The organism is Pantoea sp. Mb-10, from assembly GCF_021272205.1.
Lineage (GTDB): Bacteria > Pseudomonadota > Gammaproteobacteria > Enterobacterales > Enterobacteriaceae > Pantoea.
Genome location: NZ_JAJSDX010000003.1, coordinates 565226 through 591631 on the forward strand (window position 1 = coordinate 565226; position 26406 = coordinate 591631).

Annotated in this window: 22 protein-coding genes, 1 tRNA gene and 2 rRNA genes; 14 read left to right on the plus strand and 11 right to left on the minus strand. The window is 56.2% G+C overall.

The window, feature by feature from the left end; all coding sequences use genetic code 11:
- Positions 1 to 14: 14 nt before the first annotated feature.
- The 8 genes from tldD to csrD all read right to left on the minus strand — a co-directional run bounded on the left by tldD (position 15) and on the right by csrD (position 12408).
- Positions 15 to 1460: a metalloprotease TldD gene (tldD, locus tag LU196_RS08700; RefSeq protein WP_232758280.1), complete on the minus strand. Its 1446-nt coding sequence runs from the start codon at positions 1458 to 1460 to the stop codon at positions 15 to 17.
- 64 nt (positions 1461 to 1524) lie between these two features.
- Positions 1525 to 5349 carry an AsmA2 domain-containing protein YhdP gene (gene yhdP / locus LU196_RS08705; protein WP_232758279.1) on the minus strand — a complete coding sequence of 1275 codons (3825 nt, stop codon included), beginning with the start codon at positions 5347 to 5349 and terminating at the stop codon, positions 1525 to 1527.
- 49 nt (positions 5350 to 5398) lie between these two features.
- Positions 5399 to 6868 carry a ribonuclease G gene (rng, locus tag LU196_RS08710; protein ID WP_232758278.1) on the minus strand — a complete coding sequence of 490 codons (1470 nt, stop codon included), beginning with the start codon at positions 6866 to 6868 and terminating at the stop codon, positions 5399 to 5401.
- A complete protein-coding gene (locus LU196_RS08715; protein ID WP_232758277.1) occupies positions 6865 to 7449 on the minus strand; it encodes a nucleoside triphosphate pyrophosphatase in 585 nt (194 codons plus the stop codon). Before LU196_RS08715 ends, rng begins: the two co-directional genes overlap by 4 nt.
- Before the next feature lie 8 nt (positions 7450 to 7457).
- On the minus strand, positions 7458 to 7946 hold the full coding sequence (gene mreD, locus LU196_RS08720; protein WP_232758276.1) for a rod shape-determining protein MreD: 489 nt from the start codon (positions 7944 to 7946) through the stop codon (positions 7458 to 7460).
- Positions 7943 to 8977, minus strand: a complete 1035-nt coding sequence (mreC, locus tag LU196_RS08725; RefSeq protein ID WP_232758275.1) for a rod shape-determining protein MreC — start codon at positions 8975 to 8977, stop codon at positions 7943 to 7945. Before mreC ends, mreD begins: the two co-directional genes overlap by 4 nt.
- A gap of 146 nt (positions 8978 to 9123) precedes the next feature.
- Entirely contained in the window at positions 9124 to 10167 is a 1044-nt protein-coding gene (mreB, locus tag LU196_RS08730; protein ID WP_003855260.1) for a rod shape-determining protein MreB, read from the minus strand.
- A 294-nt stretch (positions 10168 to 10461) separates the two neighbouring features.
- Complete coding sequence (csrD, locus tag LU196_RS08735) at positions 10462 to 12408, minus strand: RNase E specificity factor CsrD (protein WP_232758274.1); 1947 nt, start codon at positions 12406 to 12408, stop codon at positions 10462 to 10464.
- Between the two features lie 320 nt (positions 12409 to 12728).
- Here csrD and msrP point away from each other — a divergent pair, with 320 nt between their 5' ends.
- The 14 genes from msrP to LU196_RS08805 all read left to right on the plus strand — a co-directional run bounded on the left by msrP (position 12729) and on the right by LU196_RS08805 (position 25870).
- Positions 12729 to 13733, plus strand: a complete 1005-nt coding sequence (gene msrP / locus LU196_RS08740) for a protein-methionine-sulfoxide reductase catalytic subunit MsrP (RefSeq protein WP_232758273.1) — start codon at positions 12729 to 12731, stop codon at positions 13731 to 13733.
- Positions 13734 to 14336 (plus strand): protein-methionine-sulfoxide reductase heme-binding subunit MsrQ, encoded by a 603-nt coding sequence (gene msrQ, locus LU196_RS08745; protein WP_232758272.1) that lies wholly within the window; start codon positions 13734 to 13736, stop codon positions 14334 to 14336.
- 234 nt (positions 14337 to 14570) lie between these two features.
- Entirely contained in the window at positions 14571 to 15023 is a 453-nt protein-coding gene (gene aroQ, locus LU196_RS08750) for a type II 3-dehydroquinate dehydratase (protein ID WP_232758271.1), read from the plus strand.
- A gap of 21 nt (positions 15024 to 15044) precedes the next feature.
- On the plus strand, positions 15045 to 15509 hold the full coding sequence (accB, locus tag LU196_RS08755; RefSeq protein WP_232758270.1) for an acetyl-CoA carboxylase biotin carboxyl carrier protein: 465 nt from the start codon (positions 15045 to 15047) through the stop codon (positions 15507 to 15509).
- Between the two features lie 11 nt (positions 15510 to 15520).
- A complete protein-coding gene (gene accC, locus LU196_RS08760) occupies positions 15521 to 16870 on the plus strand; it encodes an acetyl-CoA carboxylase biotin carboxylase subunit (protein WP_232758269.1) in 1350 nt (449 codons plus the stop codon).
- Between the two features lie 71 nt (positions 16871 to 16941).
- Positions 16942 to 17184, plus strand: a complete 243-nt coding sequence (locus tag LU196_RS08765) for a DUF997 family protein (protein WP_232758268.1) — start codon at positions 16942 to 16944, stop codon at positions 17182 to 17184.
- Complete coding sequence (gene panF / locus LU196_RS08770) at positions 17174 to 18622, plus strand: sodium/pantothenate symporter (RefSeq protein WP_232758267.1); 1449 nt, start codon at positions 17174 to 17176, stop codon at positions 18620 to 18622. The genes LU196_RS08765 and panF overlap by 11 nt, the downstream gene beginning before the upstream one ends.
- A gap of 11 nt (positions 18623 to 18633) precedes the next feature.
- Entirely contained in the window at positions 18634 to 19515 is an 882-nt protein-coding gene (prmA, locus tag LU196_RS08775; protein ID WP_232758266.1) for a 50S ribosomal protein L11 methyltransferase, read from the plus strand.
- 367 nt (positions 19516 to 19882) lie between these two features.
- Positions 19883 to 20848: a tRNA dihydrouridine synthase DusB gene (gene dusB / locus LU196_RS08780; RefSeq protein ID WP_232758265.1), complete on the plus strand. Its 966-nt coding sequence runs from the start codon at positions 19883 to 19885 to the stop codon at positions 20846 to 20848.
- A gap of 24 nt (positions 20849 to 20872) precedes the next feature.
- Complete coding sequence (gene fis, locus LU196_RS08785) at positions 20873 to 21169, plus strand: DNA-binding transcriptional regulator Fis (protein ID WP_003855228.1); 297 nt, start codon at positions 20873 to 20875, stop codon at positions 21167 to 21169.
- A 542-nt stretch (positions 21170 to 21711) separates the two neighbouring features.
- Complete coding sequence (locus LU196_RS08790) at positions 21712 to 22737, plus strand: amino acid ABC transporter substrate-binding protein (RefSeq protein ID WP_232758264.1); 1026 nt, start codon at positions 21712 to 21714, stop codon at positions 22735 to 22737.
- Between the two features lie 68 nt (positions 22738 to 22805).
- Positions 22806 to 23984: an amino acid ABC transporter permease gene (locus tag LU196_RS08795; protein WP_232758263.1), complete on the plus strand. Its 1179-nt coding sequence runs from the start codon at positions 22806 to 22808 to the stop codon at positions 23982 to 23984.
- A gap of 15 nt (positions 23985 to 23999) precedes the next feature.
- Entirely contained in the window at positions 24000 to 25100 is a 1101-nt protein-coding gene (locus LU196_RS08800; RefSeq protein ID WP_232758262.1) for an amino acid ABC transporter permease, read from the plus strand.
- Between the two features lie 8 nt (positions 25101 to 25108).
- Complete coding sequence (locus tag LU196_RS08805; RefSeq protein ID WP_304622729.1) at positions 25109 to 25870, plus strand: amino acid ABC transporter ATP-binding protein; 762 nt, start codon at positions 25109 to 25111, stop codon at positions 25868 to 25870.
- 175 nt (positions 25871 to 26045) lie between these two features.
- On the opposite strand, the gene rrf (LU196_RS08810) is transcribed toward LU196_RS08805, so the two are convergent.
- The 3 genes from rrf (LU196_RS08810) to rrf (LU196_RS08820) form a co-directional block, all read right to left on the minus strand.
- Positions 26046 to 26161 (minus strand): 5S ribosomal RNA (rrf, locus tag LU196_RS08810).
- A gap of 34 nt (positions 26162 to 26195) precedes the next feature.
- Positions 26196 to 26271 (minus strand) — tRNA-Thr (locus tag LU196_RS08815).
- A gap of 14 nt (positions 26272 to 26285) precedes the next feature.
- Positions 26286 to 26401 (minus strand): 5S ribosomal RNA (gene rrf / locus LU196_RS08820).
- Between the last annotated feature and the right edge of the window lie 5 nt (positions 26402 to 26406).

Genomic DNA, 26406 nt, shown 5'->3' on the forward strand with positions numbered 1-26406 from the left:
TGGTGAGAAACCCGTTAGGCGGTGCCGCCTACCGTGATTTTGTCCAGTTTCAGCGTGGGCTGTCCTACGCCGACCGGCACGCTCTGTCCTTCTTTGCCGCAGACGCCTACGCCTTTATCCAGCGCAAGGTCATTCCCTACCATGGAGATCTGCTGCATCGCTTCAATGCCAGAGCCGATGAGCGTCGCACCTTTCACCGGCTTCGTGACCTTGCCGTTCTCGATGAGATAGGCTTCTGACGTTGAGAACACGAACTTACCGGAGGTGATGTCCACCTGGCCGCCGCCAAAGTTCGGTGCGTAAATGCCGTACTCCACGCTTTCAATGATCTCCTGCGGCGTAGAGTGACCGGCCAGCATGTAGGTGTTGGTCATGCGCGGCATCGGCAGGTGGGCGTAGGATTCACGTCGCCCGTTGCCGGTTGGCGGTACGCCCATCAGGCGCGCATTCAGCTTGTCTTGCATATAGCCTTTAAGGACACCGTTTTCAATCAGTACGTTGTACTGGCCCGGCACGCCTTCGTCGTCTACCGCCAGAGAACCGCGCAATCCTTCAATGGTGCCGTCATCGACCACGGTGCAGAGCGACGACGCCACTTGCTGCCCCATTTTACCGCTGAAGACCGACGTTTCACGGCGGTTGAAATCGCCTTCGAGGCCGTGACCCACCGCTTCATGCAGCAGCACGCCCGGCCATCCTGCGCCCAGGACCACGGGCAGCGTCCCGGCAGGTGCCTCAACCGCTGCGAGGTTAACCAGCGCCAGACGGACCGCTTCGCGCGCCCACGCGTCAGCGCGCACGTCGCCGTTCTCATCCTCGAGGAAGAAGGCGTAGCCGGTACGGGCACCGCCGCCGCTGGCACCACGCTCGCGCTTGCCCTGATCTTCGACCTGAACGCTGATTGAGAGACGCACCAACGGGCGAATATCCGCCGCCAGCGTGCCATCGGTGGCAGCGACCAGCACTTGCTCATACACGCCGGTGAGGCTGGCATTCACTTCCTGTACGCGCGGATCGGCAGCACGCGCCACGCTATCGACACGGTGGAGCAGCGCGATTTTATCTTCGCGCGTCAGGCTGTCGAGCGGGTTAATTGGCGCGTAGAGCGCCCGGTTCACCACCGCAGAGAGCGTGTGCGCTTTGCCGTCACCTTGTTCACGCACAATGCTGCGCGCCGCTTCAGACGACTGGCGAAGGGCGTTAAGCGTGATTTGATCGGCATAGGCAAAGCCGGTTTTTTCACCGCTAATGGCCCGCACGCCCACGCCCTGATCGATATGCCAGGAACCGTCTTTAATGATTTTATCTTCCAACACCCAGGATTCATGGAAGCTGGACTGGAAATAGAGATCGGCATAATCCAGACGACGTTCTGAGAGCTGCCCTAACAGGGAAAAAAGGTCCTGCTGATTAATACTGTTCGCAGCTAGTAACTGCTCACTTACCAGATTCAGAGTCATCGTTTCTCACTTAATTTATGCGCGGATAGTCATAGCCTGCGGCAATTCCCCGGCGGCGTCAAATTCACTTCTTATCCTGCTCGCGCGGTTTGCGCAGCACTTCATCAATTTCCGGTTTATCCAGCGGCCCGCTGATGTGGTAGCGCAGCAGGGAAATTTTATTCCACAGCGGGCCGAGCACTTTACTGGCGGCAAACACGGCCGCGCCAATCACCGGATTCACCACAAACGCGGTAGCAACGCCAACCGACGCGGAGATTTCCGGCGCCACCACCGCTTCCATATCAATTTGGCGCTTCACCAGGTCAACGTTGCCTTTCATCGCAATATCCGCCTCCAGTCCGTCCACCAGCAGGTTATCCGTGCGCATCACGCCGTTTTCAATCCAGGCAGTGCCGTTAATCGAGTCGAACCAGAAGCCTTCGTTGAAGGTGTCGCTAAAATCAAAGCGTAGCTTACGCAGCAGTGCGTCAAAGCTCACTAACCGCAGCAGCTGACCGGCGCGACCGGTGCTGACATCGGCGATTTTCCCTTTACCAAAGTGCGTAGTGAGGGTGCCGCTCAGGGTCTCTTCTGACGGCTGCCACGGAGCGGAACGCCAGTGCAGGTCATAGTTGATCTTAAAGGGCGCGTCGCGCAGCGGCGTGTTCATGCCAAACCAGTTAGTGGCATCATTAATGTTTTTACCGCTCAGGCTGCCTTTTAACGACGTGCGCTGGCTTCCGGGCGCGTTCACCCATTCACCCTGAATTTTTAGCGTAGCGCTGCCGGTATTCACCGATCCGTTAGTAAGCGCTAACTTTTCTCCCTGCGGCGTAAGGTTAGCCTGCATGTGACCAAACTTCTGTCCGCGCAGCCAGCACTCGTCACAGTTAAACTGCAGCGCTGGCCAGCGTCGGAAGTCAATCGAGTCTGATGCCGCCCCTGACGAGGCCGCGGCGGCGTCACCTTTTTTCGTCGGCCATTCGGGATTGTAATAGAGATACTGAAGGTTGATACGCCACGGGCCGCGCTGAGCGGTTTGCAGGCTGCCGCGCGCTTCCCGACTCTCCAGCTGCAGTTGCGTATCGCCGCTCACGCCCTGCGTGACCGTCGCGTTGACGTCGTGCCACTGCTGCCCCCCCAGGTTCAGTGCCGGGGTGTGCAGCGTAACGTCGCCCGGCAGCAGCGCGCCTCCGACCTCGGTTTCCCCTTGCGCGTTGCGTTTGCCGCCCGCCGCACCGCCGGCCAGTCCCAGCCAGGCTTCACCGTCCAGCGGCGGCAGATTGAGCACCATGCCGCGCTGCGCAGGCAGCGGCGGCGTGGTCTTGGCGTCGTTAAGCCAGATGCCGCGATCGACGCGCAGCTGCGGTTCAAGCAGCCAGCGGGTGTTGAAGCGATGCCGCTCGCCGACGCTGCCGCTGAGCGTAAAGCTGTTAAGATCGCCAGCCGCATTGATGGCAAACGGCATGGCTTCTCCGGCCGCTTTGTCCAGCGGAGAGGGTAAGTGACTGCTTACTTTTGTTCCATCTCCGGTCAGATCCACCTTATAGCGCGCACCGCCCTGATGGGGCAGCGTGATATCCACATTGCCCTGCCACGGCACGTTACCGTGCAGTTCATGCCCTACCGCGGCGGGCAGCATTTTTAGCTGTGCTGGCTGCCAGTTGCCCTGTAGCTTCACGTTGACGCCAAAGTCGTTAGGCTGTTCGCGCGTGCTAAAGCGGATGTCCGTTGGCTGGCCAAACCACGTGGCCTGCATGGCGTCGCTGTCGAGATTACCGTTGTCATAGCGGAAGCGGCCGGAAAGGTGCTCCAGCGTAGAGTTGAGCGGTTTGATATGCAGACGGTTATCATTGAGCACGACTTCGCCGCTGGCGTGCACTTGCTCGCCATCCAGCGGAATATCGAGGTTCAGTTTGCCTTTGACGTTGCCACCGATTTGCAGCTGCTCCAGTGCCGCACCCAGCGTTGATTTCAGCGGCGTTTGCGCAAAGTAGTCTGCAATTTGCTGGCCCTGTCCGCTGAGGTCGCCCTCGATCAGCAGTTTTTCTTTCAGGTAATCCGGAATGATCGCGCTCACATTGCGCGCCTCGACGTCCCCCAGTTGGGTTTTATCCGCCTTCATCCACAGACCGTCGTTGAGGAAATCAAGATTAATGTCGAGGTTTTTCAACGCGGGCCAGCCCGGTTGGAACTGATAGGTCGCGTTGCGCAGCGGCACCCAGACTTCAAACAGGCCGTCGCTGTGTTTGAACGGAAACTGACTGGGATCGCCCGCGAACAACAACGTGGCGTTATCGACCTGCCCGCCTTTAATCGATTCACTCAGGAAATGAGTCAGTGAACGGCCCAGCAGCGGTACCGGGAAGTAGCGCCAGGCATCGCCGGCATCCGTGACGCGAATCCCCGCCAGAATATCCAGACGCGGCGCGGTGTTGCGCGGCTGCTGATAGCGGAAATCCCCGCGCGCCCACAGCGATCGCGCCTGGACATCGAGGTTGTGCCCTTCCAGCGTGATGCCCTGCGCATCATGCTGCCAACGCAGCTGGCCGTTGAGCTGCTTGATCTGCAGCGGCGCCTGAAACATCTCTCCATAAGGCACTTCCGCCTGTCCCATTGCGACATTGAGCAAACCATCGCTAACGCTGCCGCTGACGCTTCCGCTCAAATTGCTGATGCCCGGCAGCAGCTTCCACTGTTGCCAGGCCAGATCGCGCCACGTCGCCTGCATGCGCGTTTGCTCGGGTTGGTCGAGCGGAATATCCAGTGCCAGCGCATCGAGATGACCGCGCGGTTGCAGCGCCTGCCAGTTCTCCAGCAGCATCGGCGTAAGCGGTTTAAACAGCGGAACAATGGGCGCCAGCCGTTCTAAGTCGAGCTGTGTGGCGCGCACGCGAAGTTCTGCCGCGCTGCTGCTCCCCAGCATCTGCTTGTCTTCGGGTTTCCATAATAGCGCGACGTGCCCTGGCGCCCAGGCAATACCGTCAGTGCGCAGTCGGGTTTGCGGCACGGACAGGCTCCAGCCATTCTGGAAGCGCGCCAGGTGCGCCGTAAGGCCATCGACCTGCAGCTGGTGATCGCCCTCCTCCCCGTGCCAGCGCGCGCCGCCTTTGCGCAGGAGCAGATCGCCCGAGTATAGCTCGCCATCGCGCAGATTCACCCAAGCGGCAAGGCTAAAGCGGGCGCTCTCAAGACTGGTATTATCGCGTAGCCAAGGGCCGATCCACGGGCGCACATCCACGTCATCCGCCTGCATCCACATGCGGCCATCGTTAAGCAAGCCATTCACGTCGTTCAAATCAAGACGAACCTGCACCACGCCGTGCTGGCCGGTGAAGCTGGAGAGGCTCACTTCGCCTTCGGCCCGGTGGCGATTTTTTTCATTGAGCCAGGTGAGGCGCGGAATCGCGAGGTCGGCATGTTGACCCGACGGCGTCAGGAAGCGGATGCGGCTGTCGCGCAGATCAAAGTGATCGAACTGCCGCAGGAACAGCTCATTGATTTGCCCTGGGCGGAAACTGTTTTTATTGGCATCGTTGGCGAGCAGCGGATGATTGGTTTCCAGCTGCAGCTGCCAAAAGGTGAGATCGCGGAATTGCCAGCGCCAGTGCAGTAACGACTGCCAGACGTCCAGCGCCAGCGTCACCCGACCAATGTGCAGCGTGCCGTCTTGTTGCATATCAAGCTGAAGATCGCGCACCTGCAGCGTGGGACCAAAGTTTTCCCACTTTCCTTGCAGTTCATCCGCCTGCACCGCAACGCCGCTGGCGTGAGAGAGCGCCTGCAAAAGCTCGCTGCGGTACGTATTGAGGTGCGGCATCACGAGGCGCAGCCCGCTGACCAGCAGCGCCACAATAACGATGATTGTGGCGAGCAGCAGTAACAAAATCCTCGGCAACCGCCTCACACACCTCTCCTTGTTGTTCGTTGGGTTACGGTGTTCACCGCCGCAGGCTTTACATCATGACAACGTCAAATTGCTCTTGGGTATAGAGCGGCTCCACCTGCACTTTGACCTGTTTGCCGACAAAAATTTCCACCTCGGCTAGCGCGTGGGATTCGTCGCTTTTCAGCGCTTCACCCACAGCCGGTGACACATAAACCAGGAAGCGATCGGAGTCATAGGCATGATGCACCCGCACCACTTCCCGCATAATCTCATAGCAGACGGTTTCAACGGTTTTCAGCGTGCCACGCCCTTTGCATACCGGACAATCGGCGCACAGCACGTGCTCAATACTTTCCCGCGTGCGCTTACGCGTCATCTCTACCAGTCCCAGCGCGGAGAAACCGTTAATGCCCGTTTTGACCCGATCTTTACTGAGCGCGCTCTCCAGAGAGTGCAGCACGCGGCGGCGGTGATCCTCATTGTTCATATCGATAAAGTCGATGATGATGATGCCGCCGAGGTTGCGCAACCGCAGCTGGCGCGCAATGGCCTGCGTGGCTTCGATATTCGTATTGAAGATGGTTTCTTCAAGATTGCGATGCCCAACAAACGCGCCGGTATTGATATCCACCGTGGTCATGGCTTCTGTCTGATCGATGATCAGGTACCCGCCAGATTTTAGCTCGACCTTGCGCTCCAGCGAGCGCTGAATCTCATTTTCGACATCATACAGGTCAAAAATCGGCTGCTTGCCGGTGTAAAGCTCAAGCTTACTGGCCATTTCGGGGATATATTCCCGCGTGAACTCCACCAGCAGGTCGCAGGTCAGACGCGAATCGACCCGGATGCGATCCAGCGCGGCACCGGCAAAATCGCGCAGAATGCGCTGCGCCAGCGCCAGCTCACCGTAGAGCAGGCAGCGCGTCTGATTGCGTTTTTTACGCTCGCTGACTTTGCTCCAGAGACGCTTGAGAAACGCTGCATCCTGCGCCAGCTCTTCTGCGCCGATCCCTTCGGCCGCGGTGCGGATGATAAATCCGCCGAGATCGTCGCAGTACGCCGCCACCACGGCCTTAAGACGCTCACGCTCGGCTTCGGTTTCAATGCGCTGTGACACACCGACGTGCGATGCACCCGGCATAAAGACCAGATAGCGAGAAGGCAAAGTGATGTCGGTGGTGAGGCGCGCGCCTTTGGTGCCCAGCGGATCTTTTACCACCTGCACCATCAAGTCCTGGCCCGGTCGCACCAGCTCGCTGATATCGCGCACCACAAAGTTTTTCTTTTCGTCACCGGCGACGCACTCGGTATGCGGCATAATATCGGAGGCGTGCAGAAAGGCGGCTTTATCCATGCCGATATCCACAAATGCCGCCTGCATACCCGGCAGCACCCGGCTGACGCGGCCTTTATAAATATTGCCAACGATGCCGCGTCGCGCTTCGCGCTCAATGTGGATTTCTTGCAGGATGCCGCCATCAATATAGGCGACGCGTGTTTCAGAAGGTGTAACGTTTACCAATAGTTCAGCCGTCATCTTGTCCCCTTAGCGCGCAGTGACTGAAAATGACTCAGCAACTCGCTGGTTTCCACCAGCGGCAATCCCACTACGGCGTGATAACTTCCATTGATTCTGCGCACAAAATTGCCGCCCACGCCCTGTATGCCATACGCACCGGCTTTATCCATGGGTTCGCCGCTTGCGATGTAGCGCGTGATGTCATCCGGCGTCAGGGTGCGAAAGGTCACGTCCGTGGTCACGAGGCACGCACACGCTTGCTGGGTGTCTGCCAGCGACACGGCCGTCATCACCTGATGCGTTTGTCCTGAGAGTCGGCCCAGCATCTCGGCAGCGTGAGCCGCATCGCGCGGTTTTTCCAGCACGTCGCCGTTGAGCACTACTATGGTATCGGCACCCAGCACCGGCAGATCCTGCGGCGCGACCGCCACGCCCGCGCGCGCTTTATCATGCGCAAGGCGACGCACATAAGCCTCTGCTGACTCACCCGCCTGGCGCTCCTCAACCACTTCGGTCGCAAGGCGTTCAAAAGCGAATCCAAGCTGTGTTAACAGCTCACGTCGACGCGGTGAACCGGAGGCAAGATACAGGGTTATCATTCTTTTCCTTACTGAACGGCGAACTGACGGCGAATTTTTCTCATCAATAAGAATAGCCAAGGCCAGAGAATGCCGTCGACCACGCTACTCATGAAGATCTCTGGCCGGAATGAGACATCAATCACTAAAAATTCAGCCCAAAAAACAATGACATCCACCGCCAGCGACAGCACCATAACCATTAATGCCTGCTGCCACAACGCCAGATTACGGAAAAGCTGGAATTTGAACGCGACCAGATAGGCAATGATGCTGAAAGCCAGCGCGCGCACGCCCAGCGTGGAGCCCGCCACCAGATCCATGATCGCCCCCAGCAGAAAACCGCTGCCAACGTTGACGCGGTGCGGCAGGGCCAGCACCCAGTAAATCAGGATCAGCAAAAGCCATGAAGGCCGGAACATGTATATCTGTTCCGGCCACGGCATGATTTGCAGGATAAGGGCAACCAGGAAGGACAGCCAGATAACCCAACGGCCCTGGCTGCGATATCGACTCAAGGCTGGCCTCCGCGCGTGTTCGCGGAGTTCCCTTGCGAACGGCTGCTGGTTGACGGTGCCGGCGGCCCCATTTGCTGCGTGGACTGGCTCATCTCAGGCGCGGGCGGCCCCATTTCCCCTGCGGGCGGCAGCACCTGCGGCATCATCTGCATCAAGCGCTCGTTGGCCACGCGATGCACCTCATCAGGCGCCATTGGCATGTCGCCGTTTTTATCCGCGCCCCACAGCAGCAGCAGATAGCGCAAGCGCTGGAGACCCGCAGCCGGATGGGCCTGAATCACCGTATAGGCACGCTGCGTGTCCACTTTTACCGAGGAGACCACGCCAACCGGATAACCTTCCGGGAAGCGGCCGCCGAGGCCTGAGGTTACCAGCACATCGCCCACGCGAATATCCGTATTGCCCGGCAGATGCTCAAGCTGAAGATCTTCACTGCAGCCGTTACCGGCCGCGATGACGCGAATGTCATTACGCAGCACCTGAATCGGCAGTGCGTGTGACGCATCACAAATCAACAGCACGCGACTGGTGAGCTGCCCTACCGCCACGACCTGCCCCACGACGCCTTTGTCACTGATGACCGGCTGGCCTTCGTAAACGCCGTTTACGCTGCCTTTGTCGATGACCACCTGATCGGTGTAAGGATCGGTACCGGTGGAGATCACCTGCGTCACCATTTTGTGCTCATCCTGACGCAGCGGCGATCCCAGCAGCTCGCGCAGGCGGGCGTTTTCCTGCTTATACTGGCCCAGCATCAGCAGATCGCTGTTTTTCAAAAACAGCTCGCGGCGCAGCGCTTTGTTTTCCATTTCCAGCTGTTGGCGGGACGCCAGCGTTTCTGACACACCGTCCAGAAGCTGTCGCGGCCCGTTAGCCAGAAAATAAAATGGACTTACCGAAGTGTCCAAATAGTTGCGAATCTGCGAAAAGGTGCTCACCCGACTATCGGCGATAATAATCGCAATAGCCACGATCACAGCCAGAAAGAGGCGCAACTGCAGGGAGGGCCCCCTGCTAAAAATCGGCTTCATAAAATCTGCGTGTTCCTCGACATCAGGGAAGAAGCGTTAGCCACATGACCAACGCTTCCAGGGCTGGACGCATCGCGCCGTCGTTTACAGCGTCGATTGGCGCTACTCCCTGCGCAATTTGACCACGGTCTCAGCCTGGTGAGGCGTTACTCCTCGCTGAATAAATCGCCGCCGTGCATGTCGATCATTTCGAGTGCTTTACCTCCGCCGCGCGCGACGCAGGTCAGCGGATCTTCTGCGACGACCACAGGAATACCGGTCTCTTCCATCAGCAGACGATCCAGGTTACGCAGCAGTGCGCCACCGCCGGTTAATACCATGCCGCGCTCTGAGATATCCGACGCCAGCTCCGGTGGACACTGCTCCAGCGCAACCATCACCGCACTCACGATGCCGGTCAGCGGCTCTTGCAGCGCTTCCAGAATTTCATTTGAGTTCAGCGTAAAGCCGCGCGGTACGCCTTCGGCAAGGTTACGACCGCGCACTTCAATTTCGCGCACTTCGTCGCCTGGATAGGCAGAACCGATTTCATGCTTGATGCGTTCCGCAGTCGCTTCACCAATCAGTGAGCCGTAGTTGCGGCGCACATAATTAATGATGGCTTCGTCAAAGCGGTCGCCACCAATGCGCACGGAAGAAGAGTAAACCACGCCGTTCAGGGAGATAACGGCAACTTCAGTGGTACCCCCACCGATATCGACAACCATAGAGCCCGTGGCTTCGGAAACCGGCAGGCCAGCGCCGATCGCGGCCGCCATCGGTTCTTCAATCAGGAACACTTCACGCGCACCTGCGCCTTGCGCGGATTCACGGATGGCACGACGCTCAACCTGTGTGGCACCGACCGGCACGCACACCAGGACGCGCGGGCTGGGACGCATGAAGCTGTTGCTGTGCACTTGTTTGATGAAGTGCTGCAGCATTTTTTCCGTGACGAAGAAGTCGGCGATCACGCCATCTTTCATCGGGCGGATAGCTGCGATATTGCCCGGCGTTCTGCCAAGCATCTGTTTAGCATCATGGCCAACAGCCGCTACACTCTTTGGGGAGCCGGCGCGATCCTGACGAATAGCCACGACGGAAGGCTCGTTCAGCACGATGCCTTGTCCTTTTACGTAAATCAGGGTATTCGCAGTACCCAGGTCAATGGACAAGTCATTGGAAAACATGCCACGAAATTTTTTAAACATACTAAGGGATAATCCTGCAAGCTGGGGGCGGAAAATAAAATCCGCTTACTTTACCAACCACGCGAAGCCGCCACAAGGCGCAAAAACGTTCGGCTTCGGTGAAAAAATGTTCTGAATGCGCTTTAGGGCGGCTGCGTTTACCGGTTACCACCGATAAACCGCGCTAACACGCCGTTTTCAACGCAAATTCAGCCGCGTATCGCGGATCAAGTCCGACATAAAATTTAACATTTACGGCGTTCAACCGGGCGCTCATGCATAAAAAAACGCCTGATTTGCCTATCCATTCACAGCTCAAATTCGATAGCGCTGCGAATGTTTCTTAACATTACTGTTCACCGGCAACGAAGGCGCGAAGAAATCGCCCTGGCCGCCGGCAATACCTAACCCTGCCAACGCTTGCCACTCTGCGCGGGTGCGCACGCCAGTGGCAAAAACCTGCGTCGGTGTGGATTTACACACTTCCAGCAGGCTGCGCACAAACAGCTGATTCTCTGTGCGCCGCTCAATGTTGCGGACCAGGCCGGGATCCAGCTTCACAATCTCAATGGGAAACTGCTTAATGTACGCGCTGCTGACGACCGTCAAGCCCGCTTGCACCACGGCAATACGACAGCCGAAGGCGGTTAATGTGCGCACCACGGGCACCAGATGGTTGAGGTGTTGACACACATCCGCCTCGGCAAGTTCAAACAAAAATCGCGTTCTTTGTGATTTTGGGCACTGCAGCAACAGCGATTGTAACCAACGCTGGAAAGGCCGCTGCAGGAGTGAGTCGCTGTTGATGGGCAGTGCCAGCGTCTCATCCGGCCATACTTCCGCGAGCGCGGCAATACGCATCGCGAGCTGACGATCCCAGCCGTCGGCTAATCCCAGCTGCTGCACCAGCGGCATAAATTCGGCGGCCACCACTTCTTTATCGCCGTCGAACACGCGCGCCAGGATTTCACGATGATGCACTTTGCCATCCACCCGAACCGCGGGCTTCTGATATAGGCGCGGACCACCGCGATTCAGGGTGTTTTCCAGCAGTGTGCGCCATCTTACACTGCCTCGCCCCATATCCAGCGTATTCCCATCACCTACCGACCAATTATTGCCACCCTGCAGCGCCGCGCGCCGCGTTGCCATCTCCACCTCTTCCATGACCTGCGCCACGCTCTGGCCGCTACGCCAGGCCGTAATGCCGATATGAAGCAGATCGTCGCGATCTACCATGCGCATGGGCGGCAGTGAATCCACGGCGTTGATCAGCTGTTCCGCAATGGCATTGGCTTCCTTCAACGTGCGGTGAGGCAAGAGCACGGCGAAGTCACTGCGGAAATAGCGCGCCAGCAGCGCACCCGGATAGCGCAGCACAAAGGTTGAGAGCATATTAATGAGGTCAAACAGATACTCATCCACCAGCGCGGGGCCAAGGGTCTCATTGAGGTTATCCAGATCGGGCAAGCGTACCATCATGACTACGCCGTGTGTGCCCACGTCTTCCTGATCTTCCAGCAAGGTTGCCAGCTGATTGTCAAAGAACAGTCGATTATTCAGGCCGGTGCGTGAATCTTGGGCGGCAAAAGTGCGGATTAACGTATCAATGCGCAATCGCTGCTCCCCCGCGTCCTGCAAATCGTTAAGCAGCACATCAATTGCGTTACTGGCTTTGGGAGGCCACTCTGCGGCGTGTGGACTGCGCGGGAGGCGCTCCCCCGCAAGAATGCGCTCTGCGCGCGCTTCCAGCCGCTCCATGTTAGACCAGCGGCGCGTCAGCCAGCGATGGGTCATGGCCAGTAGCGCCGCCATGATTGCCACCACCGTCAGCAGTACTACTAAGGTATAGGCGCCCGTGAAGGAGCGAAACCAGGTTTTGGCCGGATCGAGCACCACCACGCGCAGCGTAAGATCAGGAGAGTGTAAAAGCGGCAGGTCAAACTGAATAAAGCGGTTAGGTTCATCTTCCAGCATGGGGTTTTCATGCCGTGAAAGCGTAAAAATGTCCGTGTTGCCGTCGTGCAGCGCAATCTGTTCGGCGTTAATCACCGGCATGATTCGCCGCAGCCACTCCGTGAGCGCCTGCGGCGATTGCTGGGCAAGTGCGCTGTCGACTTCCGTAGCGAGCGTTTGTACGCGCGTCTCGACGCGCTGCTGGGACAGCCAGATAAAACTGAATGCGCAGCCCACCAGCATCAATAACATGGCCAGTAAGCTTAATAAGGTAATACACGCAGAAAACTTCGTTGTTAATCGCATCCCTGTGCCTGCACCACTGCGGTTATAAACAGTAGAAAACTGTCAGCGCCGACCTGCCTGGCGCAAACCCGAGCAAAATATCACAAAACGTGAGGTGAATCAGTGCCAGCGCGATATTGATAGCGCTGTCTTCTGGTGCCATTCTGTTCTGCATCGCGCAGTATATCGTCAAAGTGTGACGCTCTGCGTTTCAGAGGAAACTTTTCGTCCTATTCTCAATTCACCGGGCCGGCCAGGAAATTTCATATTTTTTGCGGCTGTCTGGCTTACGTCCCTGCCGTTCATCATGCTGGCTGAAAACCTATTCGCTGGAGAGTGCCATGAAGCAAAAGTTACACCTCACAGAAGCCGACGTTACGCCGGAAAGCATTTTTAATATGCGCCGTCGTCAGGTGTTAAAAGCACTGGGTTTAGGCGCCGCCACAGCCAGCCTGCCCGGCGCAGCTCAGGCCGATATTTTGAGCTGGTTCAAGGGGAACGACCGTCCGCCTGCGCCTGCCGGGCGCGATTTACAGTTCACCAAGCCCGCAGAGTGGCAGGCCGATCTGCCGCTGACGCCTTTCGATAAAGTCTCGGGTTACAACAATTTTTATGAGTTCGGTCTTGATAAAGCCGATCCTGCCGCCAACGCGGGCAGCCTGAAAACCGATCCGTGGAAAATCAGCATTGAAGGCGAAGTGGCCAAGCCGATGACGTTGGATATGGATGATATTTTTAAACGCTTTGCGATGGAACAGCGTATTTATCGGATGCGCTGCGTGGAAGCCTGGTCGATGGTCATTCCTTGGGTGGGTTTTGAGCTCAATAAGCTGTTGAAGTTAGCTGAACCCACCAGCAATGCGCGCTATGTCGCCTTTCAAACGCTGTATGCGCCCGATCAGATGCCCGGGCAAAAAGATCGCTTCATCGGCGGTGGTCTTGATTATCCCTATGTGGAAGGGTTGCGTCTCGATGAGGCTATGCATCCGCTGACGCTGCTCAGCACCGGGGTGTACGGCAAAGCGCTGCCGCCGCAAAACGGTGCGCCGATTCGCCTGACGGTGCCGTGGAAGTATGGCTTCAAAGGCATCAAGTCGATTGTGAAAATTACGCTAACGCACGATCGTCCGCCGACAACATGGAGCCAAATTGCGGCCAATGAGTATGGATTTTACGCTAACGTGAATCCGCATGTTGACCACCCTCGCTGGTCGCAGGCCACCGAGCGCTTCATCGGTGCGGGCGGCATTTTGAAAGTGGAGCGTCAGCCCACGCTGATGTTTAACGGTTACGCCGACCAGGTTGCTTCGCTGTATCGCGGGCTTGATTTGCGGGAGAACTACTAAGTGCGATTAACCCTACGCCATATCACTTGGTTAAAAGTCGCCCTGCATCTGGCGGCATGTTTACCGCTGGTTTACCTCATTATCGCCGCCAATCAAGGTTGGTTGAGCGCCGATCCGGCTAAAGATATTCAGCATTTTACCGGCAGAATGGCGTTAAAGTTACTGTTGGCCACCCTGCTCGTCAGCCCGCTCACCCGCAAGCTTAAACAGCCGCTGCTTATCCGCACGCGCCGTTTGCTTGGCCTGTGGTGTTTTGCCTGGGCCAGCCTGCACCTTACCAGCTATTACCTGCTGGAGCTGGGTTATGATCATCTTCAATTGTTGGGCAAAGAGCTGGTTTCGCGCCCGTACCTGCTGCTGGGTATGATCAGCTGGCTAGTGCTGTTTGCGCTGGCGATCACCTCCTTCCAGCGCGCGCAGCGCAAACTGGGTCGTCGCTGGCAAACGCTGCATAACGCCGTCTATCTTGTCGCGATTCTCGCGCCTATCCACTATCTGTGGTCAGTGAAAGTGTTTTCACCTCAGCCATGGATCTATGCGCTGCTGGCTGCCCTGCTGTTAGCATGGCGTTACAATAAGTTGCGCAAACTCTTCACCCGCTAATCTTCGCGCAGTTGTTTTCCTGCCCCGATCTCTGTTAAAAGGTGTGGCCTTCGGGCCGCATCCGATCAACTTCGCAGATAAGACCAGTATTTTGCTGCTAATTGCGACGAAACGGATATAATGCCCGGCTTTATTGCAAGCGAAGCCTTGTTTTTCACTCTTTGAAGAGTGACAAATGGAAGATGTCGCGGTATTTTACGCGATGCCTCACTGATGGCAGGAGATAGCAGCAAGATGGCGCACAAATTTCACATACTGCTTTTAAACGGCCCCAACCTAAATTTGTTGGGCACCCGCGAGCCTGATAAGTATGGCCATACCTCGCTGGCAGATATCGTCAGCGATTTGACCGCACAGGCCGATCGGCACCATGTGAAATTAAGCCATTTGCAATCTAACGCTGAGTTTCAGCTGATTGATCGTATTCATGAAGCCCGTGGCAACGTGGATTACATCATTATCAATCCGGCGGCTTTTACGCATACCAGCGTTGCGCTGCGTGATGCGCTGTTGGCGGTCAGCATTCCTTTTATTGAGGTGCACCTCTCGAATGTGCATGCGCGCGAACCGTTCCGGCATCACTCCTATCTTTCTGACGTATCCTCCGGCGTGATTTGCGGCTTGGGCGCCGATGGGTACGTATGGGCTTTACAAACGGCAATAAAACGCCTGTCACATTCCAATTAAACAGAGTACGGAACCACACTCATGGATATTCGTAAAATTAAAAAACTGATCGAACTGGTTGAAGAGTCCGGCATTTCAGAGCTGGAAATCTCCGAAGGCGAAGAGTCTGTTCGCATCAGCCGTTCACCTGCAAACGCCGGTTACCCTGTTATGCAACAGGCTTGGGCTGCACCTGCTCCGCAGCCTGCGCTGGCAGCCGCCGTTGCGCCTGCTTCATCACCTGTGGTTGAAGCGGCTAAGCCAGAAGTTAGCGGCCACATCGTGCGCTCACCCATGGTGGGCACTTTCTACCGTACGCCTAGCCCGGATGCGAAAGCGTTCGTGGAAGTGGGCCAGAAAGTCAATGCCGGCGACACGCTGTGCATTGTTGAAGCGATGAAGATGATGAACCAGATCGAAGCCGATAAGTCCGGCGTTGTGAAGGCGATCCTGGTAGAAAGCGGCCAACCGGTTGAATTCGACGAGCCGCTGGTCGTTATCGAATAACGAGGCGAAGCATGCTGGATAAAATTGTAATTGCTAACCGCGGCGAGATCGCGTTGCGCATTTTGCGTGCCTGTAAAGAACTGGGCATCAAGACTGTGGCTGTGCACTCCACCGCGGACCGCGACCTGAAGCACGTGCTGCTGGCGGACGAGACCGTGTGTATCGGTCCGGCGCAGTCGGTCAAAAGTTATCTGAACATTCCTGCGCTGATCTCCGCGGCCGAAATTACCGGTGCGGTGGCGATTCACCCAGGTTACGGCTTCCTGTCAGAGAATGCCGATTTTGCCGAGCAGGTTGAGCGCTCAGGCTTTATTTTTGTCGGCCCTAAAGCAGATACGATTCGCCTGATGGGCGACAAAGTGTCTGCTATCACCGCCATGAAAAAAGCGGGCGTCCCTACGGTACCGGGTTCAGACGGCTCGCTGACGGATGACATGGATAAAAACCGTGCCATCGCTAAGCGCATCGGTTATCCCGTTATCATCAAAGCCTCCGGCGGCGGCGGCGGTCGCGGCATGCGTGTCGTACGCAACGAAAAAGACCTTGAGCAGTCGATTGGCATGACCAAAGCGGAAGCCAAAGCGGCGTTCAATAACGACATGGTTTACATGGAAAAATTCCTTGAAAATCCGCGTCATATTGAAATCCAGGTGCTGGCTGATGGTCAAGGTAATGCCATCTATCTGGCTGAGCGCGACTGCTCCATGCAGCGTCGTCACCAGAAAGTCGTTGAAGAAGCACCTGCGCCGGGCATCACAGAAGAGCTGCGCCGCTTTATCGGCGAGCGCTGCTCTAAAGCCTGTGTGGAAATTGGCTACCGCGGTGCAGGTACTTTTGAGTTCCTGTACGAAAACGGCGAGTTCTATTTCATTGAGATGAACACCCGTATTCAGGTAGAGCATCCGGTCACCGAGATGATTACCGGTGTGGATCTGATCAAAGAGCAGCTACGTATTGCTGCTGGTCAGCCCCTGTCGATCAAACAGGAAGATGTTATCGTGCGCGGTCATGCGGTTGAGTGCCGTATCAACGCCGAAGATCCCAATACCTTCCTGCCAAGCCCAGGTAAAATCACGCGCTTCCATGCCCCTGGTGGTTTTGGCGTGCGCTGGGAGTCACACATTTACGCGGGCTATAGCGTACCGCCGTTTTATGACTCCATGATTGGTAAGCTGATTACCTACGGCGAAAACCGTGATGTGGCCATTGCGCGTATGAAAAATGCGCTGGCGGAACTGATCATCGACGGCATCAAGACTAACGTCGAGCTGCAGATGAAAATCATGTCCGACGAAAACTTCCAGCAGGGTGGCACCAACATCCACTACCTGGAGAAAAAACTCGGCCTGCACGACAAGTAAGCGCAGCGCAGAGAAAAGCAGAGGCCGGTGATACCGGCCTTTTTCATTTTTGTTGCCGTTGAGGTTACATAATGGATTGGCGTTATTTGCAGGCGAGTAAGGAAGCGCGCTGGGCCTTGGGTCTGGCGCTGGCTTATCTCGCCGTTTGGGGGCTTTCTGCCTGGTTAGGCGGTGAAGCGCGCGGAATAACGGGCCTGCCGCGCTGGTTCGAACTCTCCTGCGTGTTTGCCCCCCTGCTGTTTACCGGGCTGTGCTGGCTGATGGTACGCCTGATATATCGCGATATGTCACTGGAGGATCAGGATGGACAATGAAATCATCCTGCCGCTGCTGGGCTATCTGGTGCTGATTGCCGGCTTGTCGGTGTTTGCGGTGCGCAAACAGCGTACTGGAAGCTTCCTGTCGGAATACTTTTTAGGCAGCCGATCCATGGGCGGCTTTGTGTTGGCGATGACCATCACCACGACCTATATCAGCGCCAGCTCCTTTATTGGTGGTCCTGGCGCTGCGTATAAATATGGGCTGGGCTGGGTGCTGCTGGCGATGATTCAGGTGCCTGCCGTGTGGTTATCACTGACCGTGCTGGGCAAGAAATTTGCCATTCTGGCCCGCCGTTATAACGCCATTACGCTTAACGACATGCTCTATGGTCGCTATCGCAGTCCGCTGCTGATTTGGCTGGCAAGCATTGCGCTACTGGTGGCGTTTGTCGGGGCGATGACGGTGCAGTTTATCGGCGGCGCGCGCCTGCTAGAGACCGCTGCCGGCATTCCTTATGACACCGGACTGCTGATTTTCGGCGGCACCATCGCCCTTTACACCGCATTGGGTGGCTTTCGCGCCAGCGTGCTCAATGATGCCATGCAAGGCATGGTGATGTTGGTGGGCACCTTTCTCCTGCTGTTTGCCGTGATCCATCGGGCCGGTGGGTTGGAAAATGCCGTGACCACGCTGCACGCCATCGATCCGCAGCTGGTGGCGCCAGAAGGCGTCGGCAATGTGATTACGCCGACCTTCCTCGGCTCCTTTGCCGTGCTGGTGTGCTTCGGGGTGATTGGCCTGCCGCACACCGCCGTGCGCTGTATTTCCTATAAAAGCAGCAAAGCCATGCACCGCGGCATTGTGCTGGGTACGCTGGTGGTGGTGATCCTGATGCTCGGCATGCACCTGGCAGGCGCGCTGGGTCGGGCCATTATTCCCGATCTCGCCGTGCCGGACCGTGTGATCCCAACGCTGATGATTACCGTGTTGCCACCGCTGGCCGCCGGGATCTTTTTGGCCGCCCCTATGGCCGCCATCATGTCGACCATCAATGCTCAACTGCTGCAATCTTCCGCTACGCTGATCAAAGATTTGTACCTGCGTATTGCGCCGCAGCACAGCGAAAACGAGCCGCGCCTGCGGATACTGTCTGCCATCATCACCTTTGCGCTGGGCGCCCTGCTGATGCTGGCGGCGTGGAATCCGCCCGATATGATTATCTGGCTTAACCTGTTGGCCTTTGGCGGGCTTGAAGCGGTCTTTCTCTGGCCGCTGGTGCTTGGCCTCTACTGGGAGCGCGCCAACGCCAGCGGCGCGCTATGCGGCATGGTCGTGGGCGCAGGCTGTTATACGTTGCTGGCCAGCCTGAAGATTGAACTGGGGGGCTTTCATCCGATTGTCCCCTCCCTATCCTTAAGTCTCCTGGCCTTTTTGGTCGGAAACCTGTTTGGCAGATCGCCTGACGCGCGCGATGCTGCCGCGGTGAAATAAAGAGAAACGCTATGCCTTGGATTCAAATTAAAATTAACAGCACCGGCGCCCATGCCGAAACGCTGAGTGACGCGCTGATGGAAGCGGGCGCGGTATCGGTCACTTTTCAGGACACCCACGACAATCCGGTCTACGAGCCTCTGCCGGGTGAGACCCTGTTATGGGGCGATACCGATGTAATCGGTCTGTTCGATGCGGAAACCGACATGGCCGATGTGGTGGCAGAACTGCGCCAGCATCCGCTGCTGCAAAGCGGTTTTCGCCATAAAATCGAGCAGATTGAAGACAAAGACTGGGAGCGCGAATGGATGGATAACTTTCACCCGATGCGCTTTGGGGAGCGGTTGTGGATCTGCCCTAGCTGGCGCGACGTGCCGGATCCGAATGCGGTCAATGTCATGCTCGATCCCGGCCTTGCCTTCGGCACAGGCACCCACCCTACGACCTCCCTGTGTCTGAGCTGGCTGGATGGCCTCGATCTGCAGGGCAAGACGGTGATCGATTTCGGCTGTGGCTCGGGTATTCTCGCCATTGCGGCGTTAAAACTCGGGGCCGCCCAAGCGATTGGGATCGACATCGATCCGCAGGCCATTCAGGCCAGCCGGGACAATGCCGAACGCAACGGCGTTGCCGATCGCCTGTCGCTCTATTTGCCTCATCAGCAGCCCGCTAATCTGCAGGCAGACGTGGTCGTGGCCAATATTCTCGCCGGTCCGCTGCGCGAGCTGGCCCCCCTGATTAGCGTATTGCCCACGGCTGGCGGCCACCTCGGCCTTTCCGGCGTGCTTGCCAGTCAGGCTGAGGCCGTCTGCGAAGCTTACGCGGAACACTTCGCGCTGGATCCGGTGGCAGAAAAAGAAGAGTGGTGCCGCATCACCGGCATACGCCGTTAAGTCGGTAGCGGGCCAGCCGCGTTGCTGGCCTGCACGCTTGCGCTGTTCGCTACGGGTGAAAAGTACGCGCTGCGCTGGTGTATAAACGGACAAATACGCGTTCTCAGGCCGCCATTTCTTTGGCGAATTGCCTGTTGTAGCGCTTTTTATGTTGTGATTTAGCGCAATTTTTAAGAAAAACGTTTGTATACAATTTCACCTTTTATTTTTAACGTTATGAAATTTATAAACTTTTAAAAAAATGATTGCCACCGTCGAGATTTCCCCCTGGGAATAAGGCGACATTGTTCAAAGTTTGGCCTTTCATCTTCTTTAAAAAATGCGTAATATACGCCGCCTTGCGAACAGTTAAGGTCACTTCTTCTTCATGCGCATTGGACACCATCAGCTTCGTAATCGCCTCATTGCTGCGCCTATGGCCGGAGTTTCCGATAAGCCATTTCGCACGTTGTGTTACGAGAACGGCGCCGGCATGACTGTCTCAGAGATGCTGTCATCTAACCCGGAAGTTTGGGCCAGTGACAAATCCCGTTTGCGTATGGTGCATAGTGACGAGCCCGGTATTCGCGCCGTGCAAATTGCCGGATGCGATCCCGATGAGATGGCGGCGGCCGCGCAAATTAACGTTGCGTCTGGCGCGCAGGTTATTGATATCAATATGGGCTGCCCGGCGAAGAAAGTGAATCGTAAGATGGCTGGCTCCGCGCTGCTGCAGTATCCGCACTTGGTAGAATCGATTCTCCGTGCGGTGGTCAATGCGGTGGACGTACCGGTCACGCTGAAGATTCGCACTGGCTGGGACAAAGATAATCGTAATTGTGTTGATATTGCCCAATTGGCTGAACGTTGTGGCATTCAGGCTCTCACCATCCATGGCCGCACGCGCGCCTGTTTGTTTGAGGGGCAAGCTGAATACGACAGCATTCGGACAGTTAAGCAGAGCGTTTCCATTCCGATTATCGCGAATGGCGACATTACTGACCCGCATAAAGCCAGAGCAGTGCTCGACTATACTGGAGCTGACGCTCTGATGGTTGGCCGTGCTGCTCAGGGAAGACCGTGGATCTTCCGGGAAATCCAGCATTATCTGGACACAGGGGAGCTGCTGGCACCGAAGCCGCTGGCTGAAGTGAAGCACATGCTGATTGGACATATACGGGAGCTGCACGACTTTTACGGTCAGCGCAAGGGATACCGTATAGCCCGAAAACACGTTTCCTGGTATTTACAGGAAAGTGCCCCTGACGACCAGTTTCGGCGCACATTCAACGCCATTGAGGATGCCAGCGAACAGCTGGAGGCGTTGGAGGCATACTTCGAAAATCTTGCGTAAACGAAATAAAGAGCTGAAAGAACTATGTTCGAACAACGCGTAAATTCTGACGTACTGACTGTTTCTACCGTTAACTCACAGGATCAGGTGACGCAAAAGCCACTGCGTGATTCGGTTAAACAAGCACTGAAGAACTATTTTGCTCAACTGAACGGTCAAGATGTAAGTGACCTGTATGAGCTGGTGCTGGCTGAAGTTGAGCAGCCTCTGTTGGACATGGTGATGCAGTACACCCGTGGCAACCAGACTCGCGCAGCGCTGATGATGGGTATCAACCGTGGTACTCTGCGTAAGAAGCTGAAAAAATACGGCATGAACTGATTGGTTCTCGCTGTACTGACGCCAACCTCCGGGTTGGCGTTTTTGTTTGTGATCTGCCCCGCCCTCTCCTCCTGCTCACACCCGATGAAACAGTTGTCGCGCAAATGGTAACGATAGTTGCAATCACTGCCGTCACGTCTTTGCCTGTGCTGCCGCTTCGTTGCCCTGTTATGGAGCATCTCTCACGGGCGTTTGAAAGCCCCCGCATCCCGCGTCATATGTGATCCTGCGCTGTTTCAGCCGCAACGCTATAAAAACGTACATTTCCTCATGAGCGATAGCTCACACTGCTTCACTGACGTGAAACTTTTTGCACTAAATGTGATCGCGTCGTCTCGTCATGCCGCCTTTTGGTGCGCGATAGTAGTCAGAATCTTCTGATACCGCCTGGCAGAGAAACGTTTTCCCCTTAAATTCAGGACTTCGCAAACCTGGCATCAGGTTTGCAAACTCGTGGATGGCAACAGCCGCAGACAGATAACAGCGCACAACAAAGTGCGTGCAAACATAACAACACACGACCACGCTACACAGGATGCTTTATGAAAAAAATGATGCTTTCTACCCTGGTTGCCGCAGCCTCGCTTTTGGCCGTAGCTCAACAAGCACATGCGGGCGCCACGCTGGACGCCATTAAGAAGAAGGGATTCGTGCAATGCGGCATCAGCGACGGCCTGCCTGGCTTTTCCTATGCTGACGCCAGCGGTAAATTCACCGGTATCGACGTGGACGTGTGCCGCGCTACGGCTGCCGCCGTGTTTGGTGATGCAAGCAAAGTGAAATACACGCCACTGACGGCAAAAGAGCGCTTCACCGCTCTGCAGTCGGGCGAAGTGGATATTCTTTCGCGCAATACCACCTGGACGTCATCGCGTGACGGCGGCATGGGCTTCCTGTTCGCGGGCGTTAACTATTACGACGGCATCGGCTTCCTGACGCACAAAAAAGCAGGCCTGAAGAGCGCCAAAGAGCTGGACGGCGCCACCGTGTGTATTCAGGCGGGTACCGATACCGAGCTGAACGTGGCCGACTATTTCAAAGCCAACAACATGCAGTACACGCCAGTGACCTTCGATCGCTCTGATGAGTCGGCCAAGGCACTCGACAGCGGCCGCTGCGATACCCTGTCCTCTGACCAGTCTCAGCTCTATGCGCTGCGTATCAAGCTGGGCAAGCCTGACGATTTCATCGTACTGCCGGAAGTGATCTCTAAAGAGCCGCTGGGCCCGGTGGTGCGTCGCGGTGATGATGACTGGTTCACCATCGTGAAATGGTCCTTGTTCGCCATGCTTAATGCAGAAGAAATGGGCATCACCTCTAAAAACGTGGATGACAAAGTGGCGAAGCCTGCCACCCCAGATATGGCCCATCTGTTAGGCGCTGAAGGCGACTTCGGCAAAGACCTGAAGCTGGATAACAAGTGGGCTTACAACATCATTAAGCAAGTGGGTAACTATCAGGAAGTGTTTGACCGCAACGTCGGCAAAGACAGCGCGCTGAAAATTGCGCGTGGCCAGAATGCGCTCTGGAATCAGGGCGGCATTCAGTACGCCCCGCCAGTACGCTAAGTTCTGCGCTGCAAGTCGGGCACCGCGCACCTGCGGTGCCCAGACGTTTTCTTGACTGAGGTTTTAACATGTCGCAACGCCCAACCGTAAAAAGGGATTTTTCATTCGGTAATCCTGCGGTTCGCGCCTGGCTTTACCAACTCATCGCTATTGTCGCTGTGATCGCCGTCGTGGGATATCTGATCCACAACACCATCATCAATCTGGCTAACCGTGGCATCACGTCTGGCTTCGGCTTTCTGGAGCGCAGCGCAGGCTTTGGCATCGTCCAACATCTGATCGACTACACCGAAGGCGACACCTACGCGCGCGTTTTTTTAGTGGGGTTGACCAATACGCTGCTGGTCTCTGCGCTCTGTATTGTGTTCGCTTCCGTGCTGGGGTTTGCCATTGGCCTCGCCCGGCTCTCTGAGAACTGGCTGCTGCGTAAGCTTTCTACGATTTATATCGAAACGTTTCGAAACATTCCGCCGCTGCTGCAAATTTTCTTCTGGTATTTTGCTGTGCTGCGCAATTTACCGGGACCGCGTCAGGCGCTTAATGCTTTCGATTTGGCGTTTGTCAGCAACCGCGGCTTGTATATCCCATGGCCAACTTACGCGCCCGGCACCTGGCCGTTTGTGATTGCGCTCGCGCTGGCGATTGCCGGCTGTGTTGCCTTGTTCCGCTTCAACCGTAAACATCAACTCAAAACTGGTCAGCTTCGTCGTACGTGGCCTGCTGCGGTTGGCCTGCTGGTGCTGCTCCCGCTCATTGCCCATACGCTGTTTGGCGCGGCAACGCATTGGGATGTCCCAACGCTGCGCGGGTTTAACTTCCGGGGAGGATTCGCGATGATTCCAGAGTTGGCGGCGTTGACGCTGGCACTGTCGATCTACACCTCTTCTTTCATCGCTGAAGTGATCCGCGCCGGCATTCAGTCGGTTCCGCATGGTCAGAGTGAAGCGGCGCGTTCGCTGGGTCTGCCCAATCCGGTCACGCTGCGGCAGGTGATCATTCCGCAGGCAATGCGGGTAATCATTCCACCGCTCACCAGCCAGTACCTGAACATTGTGAAAAACTCCTCGCTGGCAGCGGCCATTGGCTATCCCGATATGGTGTCGCTGTTTGCCGGAACGGTACTTAACCAAACGGGCCAGGCGATCGAAACCATTGCCATCACGATGGCGGTCTACCTGATTATCAGCCTGAGCATTTCGCTGCTGATGAACCTCTATAACCGCAAAATCGCGCTGGTCGAGCGTTAAGAGAACGGGATCTGTATGTCTGTTACCACTCATGAAACACCGCCGGTATCTGCTAATCCGCTCGGTAAAGCGTGGCTCTGGGCGCGCAAAAATCTGTTTTCCAGCTGGCTGAACACATTTCTGACGCTGTTTAGCCTCTGGATTATCTGGAGCGTGATCCCACCGGCTCTAAACTGGCTCATTTTCCAGGCCAACTGGATAGGTGAGACCCGTGCCGACTGTACCAAAGAGGGTGCCTGCTGGGTGTTTATCCACGCACGTTTTGGTCAGTTTATGTATGGCCTTTATCCGCATGAACTGCGCTGGCGCATTAATCTGGCGCTGGTGATTGGCCTGCTTTCTATCGTGCCGATGTTTATCCGCGCGTTACCGCGCCGTGGACGTTATATCGCCTGCTGGGCAGTGATCTATCCCGTGGTGGTCTGGCTTTTATTGTATGGCGGTTACTTGGGGCTTGAACGCGTTGAAACCCGCCAGTGGGGCGGCTTAACGCTGACGCTGATTATCGCCTCGGTGGGCATTGCGGGCGCGCTGCCGCTGGGCATTTTGCTGGCACTGGGACGCCGCTCGTCGATGCCGGTGGTACGCACGCTGTCGGTGATTTTTATCGAATTCTGGCGCGGCGTGCCTTTGATCACCGTCTTGTTTATGTCCTCAGTGATGCTGCCGCTGTTTATGGCGGAAGGCACCACGATCGACAAGCTCGTGCGCGCACTGGTTGGCGTTATTTTATTCCAGTCTGCCTATGTGGCTGAGGTCGTGCGCGGCGGTTTGCAGGCGTTGCCGAAAGGACAGTATGAAGCGGCAGAATCGCTGGCGCTGGGCTACTGGAAAACGCAGGGATTAGTGATCCTGCCACAGGCGCTCAAATTAACGATTCCAGGCTTGGTGAACACCATTATTGCCCTGTTTAAGGACACCAGTTTGGTGATCATTATTGGCCTGTTTGATCTTTTCAGTAGCGTGCAGCAAGCCACCGTCGACCCCGCCTGGTTGGGCATGTCGACCGAAGGGTATGTGTTTGCGGCATTGGTCTACTGGGTTTTCTGTTTCAGCATGTCGCGCTATAGCCAGTATCTGGAAAGGCGCTTCCACACCGGGCGTAAATCGCACTGAGGTTTCAAATGACACAAGTAATGACTAACGCAGCGGATGCGCTGATGATTTCGCTTGAGAACGTGAACAAATGGTACGGCCAATTTCACGTGCTGAAAGACATTAATCTCCAGGTGAAACCCCGGGAACGTATTGTACTGTGCGGGCCTTCAGGCTCCGGTAAATCTACGACCATTCGCTGTATCAACCATCTTGAAGAGCACCAACAGGGGCGCATTGTTGTCGATGGGATTCACCTCAACGACGACGTACGTAATATTGAACGTGTGCGTACCGAAGTGGGTATGGTGTTTCAGCACTTCAATCTTTTTCCGCATTTGACCGTGTTGCAAAATTGTACTTTAGCGCCGATTTGGGTGCGTAAAATGCCGAAGAAGGAAGCGGAAGCGCTGGCTATGCACTATCTGGAACGCGTGCGTATTGCTGAACATGCGCACAAGTTTCCCGGCCAGCTTTCGGGTGGCCAGCAGCAGCGCGTGGCGATTGCGCGATCCCTGTGTATGAAACCCAAGATTATGTTATTTGATGAGCCCACCTCAGCGCTCGATCCCGAGATGGTGAAAGAGGTGCTTGATACTATGATTGGGTTAGCCGAAGACGGCATGACCATGCTTTGCGTGACGCATGAGATGGGTTTTGCCCGTACGGTGGCTGACCGTGTGATCTTTATGGATCGCGGAGAGATTGTTGAGATGGCACCGCCTGAGACATTCTTCTCTAATCCGCAATCTGAACGCACCCGCGCGTTTCTGTCACAGGTTATTCACTAAAGCAGGCTTATCCCCCGCCTCTGCCGCGCTGGCAGAGGCTTTTTTATCCCCGCCTGAACCTTAATCGGCTGTCACGTAAGAGATAAGAGAGCGGCTTTAAAGAAAGAAGCGATATTTTCCTGAATCGGAAATGGCAAAAAGCCCTGAACGGTCGTTCAGGGCTTTTTTATTTGATGCCTGGCAGTTCCCTACTCTCGCATGGGGAGACCCCACACTACCATCGGCGCTACGGCGTTTCACTTCTGAGTTCGGCATGGGGTCAGGTGGGACCACCGCGCTAAAGCCGCCAGGCAAATTCTTTTCTGGCCGAACTCATGTCTGTTACTGGTGCTGATACCCAGAGTCGAACTGGGGACCTCACCCTTACCAAGGGTGCGCTCTACCAACTGAGCCATATCAGCACACTAAATTTGATGCCTGGCAGTTCCCTACTCTCGCATGGGGAGACCCCACACTACCATCGGCGCTACGGCGTTTCACTTCTGAGTTCGGCATGGGGTCAGGTGGGACCACCGCGCTAAAGCCGCCAGGCAAAT